Origin of the sequence: Actinoplanes italicus (assembly GCF_003001815.1) — a bacterium.
GTDB lineage: Bacteria > Actinomycetota > Actinomycetes > Mycobacteriales > Micromonosporaceae > Actinoplanes > Actinoplanes italicus.
The window spans coordinates 95676-107460 of sequence record NZ_PVMZ01000020.1 but is presented as its reverse complement, the minus strand read 5'-3'; the positions used below and the strand labels follow the sequence as shown (position 1 = coordinate 107460).

Genomic DNA, 11785 nt, shown 5'->3' with positions numbered 1-11785 from the left:
GTTCCGCCGTATTACCCCGCGTGCCTGCCCATTCCGCTTCTCACCAGGAACGTACGACCTGGTCGCCCTGCTCCAGACCGTCGGTTATCTCGGTGTATCGGTCCCCGCGGAGCCCGACGGCGACAACGCGCTCGACCGACCGGTTACCGTCACGGACCAGCACGGTGCCCGATCCGCCCGATACGTCGTGCACGGCCGTCGACGGCACCCGGAGCGCGGCCGCCACCTCGCCGGTGCGCACCTTCACCCGGGCGCTCTGCCCGACGAGCAGGTCGTCCGGGGAGTCGGCGAAGGCGAGCAGCACGCCGTAGCGGACCAGGGTACCGTCGGACGTGCCGGCCGGGTCGACCTGGATCACCTCGGCCTCGTACAGGACGTCGGAGTCGGCGAGCGAGACCGTCGCGTCCTGTCCGGCGGCGAGCGCACCGGCGTCGGCCTCCGGGAACTCGGCGCGGACCTGCATGGCGTTCGTGTCTGCCAGGTTGATGAACGTCGACCCGCCTCGGACCTGGTCGCCGACCTTGCCCTCGACGGCCACCACGGTGCCGGCGATCGGAGCGACGAGGCTCGTGCCGTCCAGTGCCTTCGCGGCCACCTCGACGGCCCGCGCCGCGCGGTTGACCTGCTGTTCGGCGGTCAGGACCGGGTCGCCTCCGCCGTCTGGGTAACCCCTCGTCGGACACGGGCCGACGGCCGCTGCGACCGGCCGGGCGTCGGCGGGAGGGGCACAGGCCGTGGCGCTGGCGGTGGCCCGGGCCGCGACGCTCTGCGCCTGGCCGAGCCTGGTCTGCGCCTCGGCCAGGCCGCTCTGGGCGTCGCTCACGTCGTCGGCGGCGTCGGCGTTCTCCAGAGCCGCGAGGGTCTGCCCCTTGCTGACCCGGTTGCCGGCACGCACCTTCACCGACTCGACCGTGCCCGGCACCGCGAAGGACAGGCTGCGGGTGGTGGCCGGCTCCACGGTGCCGGTGGTGGCCACGTCGCGGGTGACCTCACCCCGGTCGACGAGCGCCACGACCACGGCGGCCGGTCTGGCGGCGTCGTCCTTGGCGAGCGCCGCGATCACGCCACCGGCCACCGCACCGGTCACGACGATGACGGCCCCGATGAACCGGATACGGCGATTACCTCGCCTTTGCCCCGTTGTTTCGCTCACGAACGTAGATTGTCGCCGTTTGTGCCGGAATCTACGTCTCGAATTGAATGCCGCGAATCAACGCGTGAGGCTGGTGATGCGGTCCAGGAGTTCCTGTACGGAGAACGGCTTGGGCAGGTAGTCGTCGGCGCCGGCGTCGAAGGCGGCGGCCGCCTCCATCCAGCGGCCACGTCCGGTCAGCAGCAGGATCGGCACGTCGGCGGTGTCCTCGCCGTCGCGCAACGCCCGGCACAGGGTGACGGCGTCCATGTCGTGACCGGACGCGTCGAGGGACCAGTCGACGATCGTGCAGTCCGGTGGACGGGCGTGAGCGGCCCGGAGGGCGGCGTGTCCGGTGTTGCGGGACGACACCTCCAGCCCCGCCGCGACGAGCACCGTCTCGATGATGCGCAACAGGGCCGGATCGTCGTCGACCACGAGAACCGAAGGCACACCTCACCCCGCTCTGCTCGAACCCACCACGATGCCCTTGATCGCTACATACAGTAAGGGCCGTGCCGGAGATCGGTGACCGGATCTGGAGCGCGGGGCGTCTGCTGCGCGCCGCTGTGCTGTTCGTCCTGGCGGCGATCACGGCCGTCGCGGTGACCGGCCTGGTGCGCAACGACGAGACCCTTCAGGCGCAGGCCGAGGTACGCCGGTCGAGCGAGATCCTCCGCCGGATCGGTGACCTGCGCGAGGTCGCGACCGACTCCACCGGGCGACTGCGCAACCGCGCGGCGGAGCTCGGCAGGCTCGCCGGCCCGGACCCGGTGCACCGTGACCTGCTCCAGCGGATCACGCCGGAGGCCGACGTCACGGTCGTGCAGGCCGCGACCGACGAGATGTGGCGCCACGAGCAGGTGAAGCTGGACCGGCACATCGGTGAGGTGAACGCGGTCGCGCGTACCAACCGGTGGTTGATCGTCTGGGTCGCCGTGCTGGCCGGACTCCTGTCGCTGATCGGCGGCCGTCTGCTGGAACGACGCCTCACCGGCGCCGTGGACCAGATCACGGCCGCGGCCCGCCGGTTCCGGCGCGGTGACCTGAGCCGGCCCGCGGACGTGCGCGCCCCGCGCGAGCTGGCGGAGCTCGCCACCGTACTCAACTCGTCGATGACCGAACTGGCCCGGGCCCGGGACGAGGCGTCCGCGGCCACGGCGGCCGGCTCGGCGTTCCTGAACGCGATGCACCACGAGATCCGTACGCCGATGACCGCCCTCACCCGGATGACCGGCATGCTCCTGGACACCGGCCTCGACCAGCGGCAGCATGAGCTCGCCACCACCGTGCACACCAGCGGGACCGCCCTGCTCGGCGTCGTCGGCGACCTGCTCGACCTGGCCCGGATCGAGACCGGCGACCTGCTGCTGGAACGGCGGCCGTTCTCGCTGCGCGGCTGTGTGCGCCGCGCCATGGACCCGGTCGCGCCCGACGCCGAGGCCAAGGGCCTGCACCTGTCCGCGCACCTGGCGGCCGGCTGCCCGGAACGGGTCCGCGGCGACGAGCAGCGGGTACGGCGGATCCTGACCGCACTGCTGCGCCAGGCGGTCGCCGGCACGGAACACGGCGCCGTCACGGTCAGCGTCTCGGCCCATCCCGTCCCGGCCCATCCCGTCTCGGCCCATCCCGAAGAAGAGCGGAATCCGGAGGGCACCCGGAATCTGGAGGTACGGTTCGCGATCCGCGACACCGGGCTCGGAATGCCCGCCGAACGGCAGTCCGACCCCGGCGTGCTGCTGGCGCGCCGGCTGGCCGAGTCGATGGACGGGGGCGTCACCACCGAGAGCCGCCCCGGTCAGGGCGCGACCGTGACCGTGACCCTGCGGGTGGACGAGGCACTCCAGCCGGACCGTTCCGGCCGCTCGCCGGTGGCCGGGCGCAAACAGGCACTGCTCGTCCTGGTGGCCGAGGACGACCCGGTCGACCAGCGGCTGGCCCGCCGCCTGCTGGAACGCCGCGGGCACCGGGTGCTGACCGTCGCCGACGGCGAGGCCGCCCTGGAGGCCGTCCAGCGCGACCGCTACGACCTGCTGCTCCTCGGCTCGGGGCTGCTGGTGCTCGACGGTCCGACGACGGTAAGGCTGATCCACGCCGATCCGCCGCGGCACGGACCGCCCCGCATCGTCGCCGTCTGCTCGGACCTGGAGGAGCGAGACGACTTCGCCAGGGCCGGCGCGGACGGCGTACTGGCCCGCCCGATCGACGACGCCGAACTGGACGTCGTGCTGGCCACGGCCGCCGCGTACGCCGACGTCCGTCTGGCCGGCGCCGGTCCGCTGCCGGGGCCCGACGACGGCGAGCCGGCCACCATCCGGGCCTGCGTCGACGTGATCGCCGGTCCGGACGCCGAACCCGGTGACCGCCGGCAGCTCGCCGAGATCCTTCACAACTTCGCCGACCGCCTGCCCGGCCTGCTCGACCGCATGGACGAGGCCGCCGCCAGCGGCGACACCCGCAACCTGGCACGGCTGGCGCACGGCTTGAAGGCGTCCTCGGCCACGCTCGGCGCGAACCGTTTCGCGGCCCTCTGCGCCGACCTGGAGGACCGCGCCCACCATCGGCCCGCCTCGTCCGGCGAGGTGCTGCGCGATCTGCACGAACGGGCCGGCGAGATCAGCGACACCATGGAGACGATCTCCCGTCAGCTGGCCCGGGCGGCCTGACCCGCCCGCTCGCGTACCGTGGCGGGGTGACACCCGCGGTGAGCCTCGACGATCTGGGGGCGTGGCTGCTCAAGGCCAACGGCGTGACCTCCGACATCACCGAGGTGGCGGCCCGGGGCGAGGCGGTCCGGACATGGTGCGTGCGGCCCGGCTATCGCACCCGTCTCATGGCGGCCGGGCAGCCGGTGCTCCTCTGGGTCAGCGGCGACCGCCGCCGGCTGGCACCGGGAGTCTGGGGCGTCGGCGAACTCAGCGGCCCGCCCATGGTGTCGGACGGCAAGCTCCGCGTGCCGCTGGAGTTGCGCTGGCTGGACGAGGATCAGCGCGTGCACCGGGACATCGTGCGGGCCGATGAGGGCCTCGCCGCTCTCGAGGTGCTGCGGCAGCCGCAGGGCTCCAACCCGTCCTTCGTCACCGCCGCGCAGATGGCCGTGCTCCGGAGACACCTGCCGTTAGGGTGCGGGCATGTCGATCAATGACCGGGATCTGGGTATCGCCGCCGCCGGGGCGGGTGCCGCCGTCGTCCGTGCGCACTACGGGGCGCCGCTCGCGCGGCTCGGCAAGGACGGCGACGACTTCGCCACGGTCGCGGACATCGAGGCGGAGAAGGCGATCCTGGAGACACTGCGGGCCGCTCGGCCGGACGACCTCGTGCTCGGTGAGGAGACCGGCCGCACCGGCGAGGGCGGCGGCGATCGGATGTGGCTGGTCGATCCGCTGTGCGGGACCCTCAACTACGCCGTCCGCAACATGCTGGCCTCGGTGAACGTCGCTCTTCGTGCAGGCGGCCGGATCAGCGTCGCGGTCTGCGCCGACCCTTTCAACGACGAGGTGTTCTGGGCCGGCGACGGCACCGCGTACGTCCGCCGCGACGGCGTGGACCAGCCGCTCACGCCCTCGGCGGAATCACGTCTGGTCGACCTCAACCTGGACCCGCCGTTCCCGAACCGGCCCGGGTTCCTCGCCGCCCGGATGCTCTCCGACGACGTGTTCCTCGATCGGTTCCGGCCCCGTGTCGTCTCCACGACGCTGGCCGTGGCCTGGGTGGCGGCCGGTCGCCGGGCCGCGTACGTGACCGACGGCCACCTGGCGGACAGCGTCCACTTCGCCGCCGGGATCGCGTTGTGCGAGGCGGCCGGCTGCGTCGTCACCGACCTGGACGGCCGCCCGCCGCACTCCGGTCGCGGTGGCCTGATCGCCGCGGCCGACCCGGACACCCACGCCACCCTGCTGTCCCTGGTGAGCGCACAGCGGCTCAGTCGGTGAGGATCAGCACGTGCAGATGGCGGGGACCGTGCACGCCCTCGACCCGGTTGAGCTCGATGTCGCTGGTCGCCGACGGCCCGCTGATCCAGGTGAGCGGGCGCCCCGGCTCGAGGCGGGCGATCGCGTCCGGCACCGAGGCGACCACCTGATCGGGACGCAGCACGCAGACGTGCACGTCCGGCAGCAGGGTGATGATGCGCCGCCCCTGGTCGGGTGAGGCGTCCAGCACGATCGTGCCGGTCTCGGCGACGGCGACGGCCGCGGCGGTGAGCACGGCGCCGGCCTCGGCGATGCGGTCCGGCGTCAGGTTCTCGTCGGCATAGGCACCCTCCGGGCGCCATTCTCCGGGCAGACCCGGCGGTACGAGCACCGCGCCGCCCTCCCCCGCGAGGCGTGCCGCGGTCGCGGCCACCTCGGCCGACGTCACCCGGTAGACCTCGGCCTTGTAGTCGACGAGCCGGTCCACGAGCACCTCGAGATCAGCCCGGTTCGTACCCGCGGGCCGGTACTCACGGGGTACCGCGGCCACCACCGGGGCGTCGCGCAGCGCGGCCCGCACCCGGCCGAGGATCAGGTCACGGCTGCTCACGCTGGGCCCACCAATCACGGAAGGTCTGCTTCGGGAACTCGGGCAGGTCGCGGCCCGCCGTCCAGCCGGACAGCGGCGGTGGCAGCCCTCGCCCGCGCCGGCCGACGATGCGGGCCATCTTGGCGGCGCGCTGCGCGGACGCGTACAGCCGTGGTCTGTTCATGATCCTGGCGGCGGCCGCCATGGCGGCTCTCTCGGCCGGCGGATGCGGGACCTTGTTGCGCAGGTGCACGAGCATCGACGGGATGTCGATCTTCACGGGGCAGGCGTCGAAGCAGGCCCCGCACAGCGACGACGCGTACGGCAGCGACGCGTTGTCGGCGACACCGGTGAGCTGCGGCGACAGCACCGCGCCGATCGGGCCGGGGTAGACCGAGCCGTACGAGTGCCCGCCGGTCCGCTCGTAGACCGGGCACACGTTGAGGCAGGCCGAGCAGCGGATGCAGTGCAGCGCCGACCGCCCGGCGGGGTCGGCGAGGACCGCGCTGCGCCCGTTGTCGAGCAGCACGAGGTGGAAGTTCTGCGGCCCGTCGCCGGGGGTCACGCCGGTCCACATGGTGGTGTACGGGTTCATCCGCTCGCCGGTCGACGCCCGCGGCAGCAGCTGCAGGAACACCTCCAGATCGCCCCAGGTGGGCAGCACCTTCTCGATGCCCATGACGGTGATCAGGGTGTCCGGCAGGGTCAGGCACATCCGGCCGTTGCCCTCGGACTCGACGACGCCCAGCGTGCCGGTGTCGGCGATCGCGAAGTTCGCCCCGCTCACGGCTACCTTCGTGGACAGGAACGTCTCACGCAGGTAGCGCCGGGCGGCCGCGGCCAGCACCGGCGGGTCGTCGGTCAGGGCCGGGTCGACGCCGGGCATGGCCCGCAGGAAGATCTCCCGGATCTCGGAGCGGTTGCGGTGGATCGCCGGTACCAGGATGTGGCTGGGCTTGTCGTCGCCGAGCTGCACGATCAGTTCGGCCAGGTCGGTCTCGACGGGGGTGATGCCGGCCGCTTCGAGGGCCTCGTTGAGCCCGATCTCCTGGGTGGCCATCGACTTGACCTTGATGACCCGCTCGGAGCCGGTCCGCCGGACGAGGTCGGTGACGATGGCGTTGGCCTCGTTGGCGTCGGCCGCCCAGTGCACGACGCCGCCGGCCGCGGTGACCCGCTCCTCCAGCTGTTCCAGCAGTTCAGGAAGCCGGGACATGACGTCGGCCTTGATCGCGGACCCGGCGTCGCGCAGCTGCTGCCAGTCCGGCAGTTCGGCGATGACCCGGCCGGACTTGCCGCGGATCGTGGTGGTGGCGTGCCGCAGGTTGCGCCGCAGCTGTGAGTTGCCGAGTGCCTCCCGGGCGGCCTCCGGGAACGGCTGGTCGCCGCGCAGGTGCCCGACGCCGCGGGGCGCGGTGACCGGCATTCCGAGAAAGGTCATGAGTACTCCGTGGAGGCCAGGATCTCGGCGAGGTGCACGGTCTTCACGCCGGTGCGCAGCCGGTTCAGGCCGCCGCCGATGTGCATGAGGCATGAGGTGTCGCCCGCGGTGCAGACGTCGGCGCCGGTGGAGACGATGCTCGTCATCTTGTCGGCCAGCATCGCGGTGGACGTCTCCGCGTTCTTGACGGCGAACGTGCCGCCGAACCCGCAGCACTGCTCGGCGCCCGGCAACTCGACGAGATCGAGCCCGCGTACCTTGCGCAGCAGCCGCAACGGCTTGTCACCGACGCGGATCATGCGCAGGCTGTGGCAGGTCGGGTGGTACGTGACCCGGTGCGGGTAGTACGCCCCCACGTCCTCGATGCCGAGCACGTCGATGAGCAGCTCGGACAGCTCGTAGGTGCGTGCCGCGACCGACTCGCTGCGGGCCGCCAGGCCGGCGTCGCCGTACGCCGACGCGACCATGGCGTGCTGGTGCCGGATCGACCCGGCGCAGGAGCCGCTCGGCACGACGATCACGTCGTACGGGTCGAAGGTGGACGCGTACCGCTTGACCAGCGGCAGCGCCTCCTTCTGATAGCCGGTGTTGATGTGCATCTGCCCGCAGCAGGTCTGCTCGAACGGGAACACCACCTCGTGGCCGAGTCGTTCGAGCAGCCGTACGGTCGCCTTGGCCGCCTCCGGGAAGAGCGTGTCGGCCAGGCACGTGGCGAAGAACGCGATGCGCACGGGTCACCTCCCCAGTCGTGCGGCTGCGGCGTCCCAGGCCCCGCCGGAGCCGGCGGGCGCGTACCGCACAATGTGTTGAGTCTCGCGCACCAGCGCCCGCATCGCATCCAGTCCTGGCGGGACGAGGCCCGCGGCGCGCGCCTGCACGAGCAGGTTGCCGATGGCGGTGGCCTCGACCGGCCCGGCGAGCACGGGCAGCCCGCAGGCGTCCGCGGTCAGCTGGCAGAGCAGTTCGTTCAGCGCTCCCCCGCCGACCAGGTGCACCACGCTCACCTCACGATCGGCGAGCTCCCGGGCCTCGCGCACCGCGCGCCGTTGAGCGAGCGCGAGGCTGTCCAGGATGCAGCGCACGATCGTCGGCCGGTCGGCGCCGGAGGGCAGATCGGCCGCCTTGCGGAGCCGGGCCTCCATGTCGCCGGGCGGCAGGAAAACCGGGTCGTCGAGGTCGACGACGTACTCGAGCGCCGGCACCTCCCCGGCCGCGGCGAGCAGCGACGGCAGGTCCGGCGAGCCCCACTCGCGCAGGCACTCCTGCAACGGCCACAGGCCCATGACGTTGCGCAGGTAGCGGATGGTCCCGTCGACGCCGCCTTCGTTGGTGAAGTTCGCGGCCCGCGACGCCTCGCTCAGCACCGGGGCGTCCAGCTCCAGACCGACCAGCGACCAGGTACCGCACGAGATGTAGGCGAAGCCGGTGCCCTCGGCGGGCACGGCGACGACGGCGCTGGCCGTGTCGTGCGACCCGACCGCCACGACCGGCGTCCCCTCGAAGTGCCCGATCAGCTCGCCCGGATGCCGTACCGGCGGCAGCAGCTTCTCCCGCAACCCCAGTTCGGAGATCAACGGCCAGGACCATTCGCGGGTACGCACGTCGAGCAGCCCGGTGGTCGAGGCGTTGGTGTACTCCGCTCCGATCTCGCCGGTCAGCCAGTAGGCGAGCAGGTCCGGGATCATCAGGAGCCGTTCCGCCACCGCGTACTGTGGCGTCGGTTCGGCCGCGATCAGCTGGTAGACCGTGTTGAACGGCAGTTTCTGCAGCCCGCAGACCTGGTAGAGGTCCTTGACCCGCTCGGCGACGCCGTCGGTGCGTGCGTCGCGGTAGTGCACCGGGTTGCCGAGCAGCGCCCCGCTCGCGTCGATCAGCCCGTAGTCGACCGCCCACGAGTCGATGCCGATGCTGCGGACCGGCCCCGCCTTGCGCAGTCCCTCGACCACACCGCGGTACAGCGACAGGATGTCCCAGTGCAGCGTCCCGCCGACACGCACCGGCTCGTTCGGGAACCGGTGCACGACGTCGAGGCTGAGACCACCGTTCTCGAAGCGGCCGACCACGACGCGCCCACTGGACGCGCCCAGATCGACGGCGGCGAAGGACTGGCTCATCGCAGGAAGGCCGCGGCGACGCCAGCGTCGACCGGGACGTGCAGGCCGGTGGTGTGTGTCAGGTCGCCGCCGGTGATCGCGAAGACCGCGTTGGCGATGTGCTCGGGCAGGACCTCCCGCTTGAGCAGGGTGCGCTGCGCGTAGAACTCGCCCAGTTTCTCCTCGGGCACCCCGTACACGGCCGCGCGGTCGGCGCCCCAGCCGCCGGCGAAGATCCCGGACCCCCGTACGACACCGTCGGGGTTGATGCCGTTGACCCTGATGCCGTGCGGGCCGAGCTCGGCAGCCAGCAGACGCACCTGGTGGGCCTGGTCGGCCTTGGCCGCACCGTAGGCGACGTTGTTGGGCCCCGCGAAGATCGAGTTCTTGCTGGAGATGTAGATGATGTCGCCGCCCATGCCCTGCGCGATCAGCACCCGCGCGGTCTCCCGCGACACCAGGAACGAGCCCTTGGCCATCACGTCGTGCTGCAGGTCCCAGTCTCGCGCGGTGGTGTCCAGCAGCGACTTCGACAGCGACAGGCCCGCGTTGTTGACGACGAGATCAACCCCACCGAAGGCCAGGACCGCTTGTCGTACGGCCGAAGCGACGCCCTCCTCGTCGGTGACATCCAGGCCGGCCGCCACAGCGACGTCCGGCCCACCGATCTCGGCGGCCACGTTCGCGGCGGCCTCGGTGTCCCGGTCGCTGACCACCACGCAGGCGCCCTCGGCGGCCAGCCGCAGCGCGATCGCCCGGCCGATGCCCGAACCCGCGCCGGTGACCAGCGCGACCCGGGTGGCCAGCGCCTTCGGCTTCGGCATCCGCGCCAGCTTGGCCTCCTCGAGAGCCCAGTACTCGATGCGGAACTTCTCGGACTCGTCGATCGGCGCATACCGGGAGATCGCCTCGGCGCCGCGCATCACGTTGATCGCGTTGACGTAGAACTCGCCGGCCACCCGCGCGGTCTGCTTGTTGGCGCCGAACGAGAACATGCCCACGCCCGGGACCAGCACGATCGCCGGGTCGGCGCCACGGATGGCCGGGCTGTCCGGGGTCGCGTGCCGCTCGTAGTAGCCGCGGTAGTCCGCCCGGTACGCCTCGTGCAGCTCCTTGAGCCGCGTGATCACCTCGTCCAGCGGGGCGTCCGGGGCCGTGTCCAGCACCAGCGGCTTCACCTTGGTGCGCAGGAAGTGGTCCGGGCAGGAGGTGCCCAGGGCGCCCAGCTCACCGACCCGCTCGCTGCCGGCGAACTCCAGGACCACGTCGCTGTCGTTGTAGTGCCCGACCTGCGGGCGGTCGGTGGAGGCGAGGCCGCGGATCACCGGGAAGAGGGCGGCCGCGCGCTCGTGCCGTGCTGTCTCTTCGAGGGCCGTGATCACCGTGGCACCGAACGGCTCACCACGGCCGTGCTCGGCGATGTAGGCCGCCGCGGTGTTGATGATCTCGTTGGAGTTGGCCTCGCACTCCTCGCTGGTCGCGCCCCACGCGGTGATCCCGTGCCCGCCCAGGATGACGCCGATCGCCTGCGGGTTCGCCCGGTAGGCGGCGGAGATGTCGAGCCCCAGCTGAAAACCGGGCCGCCGCCAGTCCACCCAGAGCACCCGGTCGCCGAAGATCTCCTTGGTCAGCGCCGGCCCGTCGGCGGCCGTGGCGATCGCGATGCCGGCGTCCGGGTGCAGGTGATCGACGTGCGGGGCGTCGACCAGCCCGTGCATCGCCGTGTCGATGCTGGGAGCGGCGCCGCCCTTGCCGTGCAGGCAGTAGTCGAAGGCGGCGACCATCTCGTCCTCACGGTCGAGCCCCGGGTAGACGCCGGTGAGCGCCCGCAGCCGGTCGAGGCGCAGCACGGCCAGCCCCTTCTCGGTCAGCGTGCCGAGGTCCCCGCCGGAGCCCTTCACCCACACCAGGTCGACCGCGTCACCGGTGACCGGGTCGGTGTCGGTGCCCTTAGCCGAGGTATTGCCGCCGGCGTAGTTGGTCGTCCGAGGATCCGCACCGAGGCGGTTGGAGCGGGCGATGAGCTCGGAGACTACGGGGTTGGTCATGGGGATCCGCTTCTCTTCGGCGTCGTTGTGGATCATTGTTGATGAAACGTTTCAGAGTTACCGGTAGATTACGCAGGACCGCTCGCCCGGGTCAAGGCCGGCCGCACGGGAAATAGGGCCGGCCGCACGGGAAATAGGGCCGGCCGCACGGGAAATAGGGCCGGCCGCACGGGAGATACGGCCGGCCGCAAGGGAAATACGGCGGCCGGCGATGGCGGTACCGCCCTCACGACAGACTCTGGCCCGCCCACCCCAACGGAGCGCCTGGGGATCTTGAACGTTGTTCATCCCCGCCACTGAAATGAACAACCGACCCCGCGAAACCCTGTACTGGCGCACCCCCACCGGAAAACTCACCGAGTTGCTGACCAGCAGCGATGCGACCACCCCTCGATCCGAAGTCCGCGACGCGACCACCCCTCGACCCGAAGTCCGCCACCCGAGCCACACAAGATCCGCGGGAAGAGGGCTACGGCACGGCCAGCAGCACAGCAAGCGCGTTCAACGCTCAGAGGCGCTCCTCGACCGCCCCGCCCCGCCCCATCCCGCCCCGTCCCGCCCCGCCCCGTCC

Annotated in this window: 10 protein-coding genes; 3 read left to right on the top strand and 7 right to left on the bottom strand. The window is 71.9% G+C overall.

All coding sequences use genetic code 11. The features are described 5' to 3' along the window. Window positions 1-40 precede the first annotated feature (40 nt). A complete protein-coding gene (locus CLV67_RS37645) occupies window positions 41-1153 on the bottom strand; it encodes an efflux RND transporter periplasmic adaptor subunit (protein WP_106327291.1) in 1113 nt (370 codons plus the stop codon). 57 nt (window positions 1154-1210) lie between these two features. Next, window positions 1211-1585, bottom strand: a complete 375-nt coding sequence (locus tag CLV67_RS37640) for a response regulator transcription factor (protein ID WP_106327289.1) — start codon at window positions 1583-1585, stop codon at window positions 1211-1213. A gap of 62 nt (window positions 1586-1647) precedes the next feature. Between CLV67_RS37640 and CLV67_RS37635 the strand changes: the two genes are divergently transcribed. The 3 genes from CLV67_RS37635 to CLV67_RS37625 are packed head-to-tail and all read left to right on the top strand — an operon-like array spanning window position 1648 to window position 5064. Then, window positions 1648-3798 (top strand): response regulator, encoded by a 2151-nt coding sequence (locus tag CLV67_RS37635; protein WP_239166730.1) that lies wholly within the window; start codon window positions 1648-1650, stop codon window positions 3796-3798. Between the two features lie 26 nt (window positions 3799-3824). Beyond that, the gene (locus CLV67_RS37630; protein ID WP_106327287.1) at window positions 3825-4277 is read left to right on the top strand and encodes a hypothetical protein; all 453 of its coding nucleotides are present in this window, start codon (window positions 3825-3827) and stop codon (window positions 4275-4277) included. Then, the gene (locus CLV67_RS37625) at window positions 4264-5064 is read left to right on the top strand and encodes an inositol monophosphatase family protein (protein ID WP_106327285.1); all 801 of its coding nucleotides are present in this window, start codon (window positions 4264-4266) and stop codon (window positions 5062-5064) included. Before CLV67_RS37630 ends, CLV67_RS37625 begins: the two co-directional genes overlap by 14 nt. On the opposite strand, the gene CLV67_RS37620 is transcribed toward CLV67_RS37625, so the two are convergent. The 5 genes from CLV67_RS37620 to CLV67_RS37600 are packed head-to-tail and all read right to left on the bottom strand — an operon-like array spanning window position 5054 to window position 11214. Then, window positions 5054-5653, bottom strand: coding sequence for a LutC/YkgG family protein (locus tag CLV67_RS37620; protein WP_106327283.1), 600 nt, complete (start codon window positions 5651-5653; stop codon window positions 5054-5056). The two genes, CLV67_RS37625 and CLV67_RS37620, sit on opposite strands and share 11 nt — an antisense overlap. Further along, window positions 5640-7073 carry a LutB/LldF family L-lactate oxidation iron-sulfur protein gene (locus CLV67_RS37615; protein ID WP_106327281.1) on the bottom strand — a complete coding sequence of 478 codons (1434 nt, stop codon included), beginning with the start codon at window positions 7071-7073 and terminating at the stop codon, window positions 5640-5642. Before CLV67_RS37615 ends, CLV67_RS37620 begins: the two co-directional genes overlap by 14 nt. Further along, window positions 7070-7804: a (Fe-S)-binding protein gene (locus tag CLV67_RS37610; protein WP_106327279.1), complete on the bottom strand. Its 735-nt coding sequence runs from the start codon at window positions 7802-7804 to the stop codon at window positions 7070-7072. Before CLV67_RS37610 ends, CLV67_RS37615 begins: the two co-directional genes overlap by 4 nt. A gap of 3 nt (window positions 7805-7807) precedes the next feature. Beyond that, window positions 7808-9187, bottom strand: coding sequence for a rhamnulokinase (locus tag CLV67_RS37605; RefSeq protein ID WP_106327277.1), 1380 nt, complete (start codon window positions 9185-9187; stop codon window positions 7808-7810). Next, window positions 9184-11214 (bottom strand): bifunctional aldolase/short-chain dehydrogenase, encoded by a 2031-nt coding sequence (locus CLV67_RS37600; protein WP_106327538.1) that lies wholly within the window; start codon window positions 11212-11214, stop codon window positions 9184-9186. The genes CLV67_RS37605 and CLV67_RS37600 overlap by 4 nt, the downstream gene beginning before the upstream one ends. Window positions 11215-11785 lie beyond the last annotated feature (571 nt).

Bases quoted from the DNA above. Each gene is read 5' to 3' on its own strand.
- CLV67_RS37615 (WP_106327281.1), bottom strand. From the start codon at position 7,073: ATGACCTTTCTCGGAATGCCGGTCACCGCGCCCCGCGGCGTCGGGCAC.
- CLV67_RS37605 (WP_106327277.1), bottom strand. From the start codon at position 9,187: ATGAGCCAGTCCTTCGCCGCCGTCGATCTGGGCGCGTCCAGTGGGCGC.
- CLV67_RS37600 (WP_106327538.1), bottom strand. From the start codon at position 11,214: ATGACCAACCCCGTAGTCTCCGAGCTCATCGCCCGCTCCAACCGCCTC.
- CLV67_RS37625 (WP_106327285.1), top strand. From the start codon at position 4,264: ATGTCGATCAATGACCGGGATCTGGGTATCGCCGCCGCCGGGGCGGGT.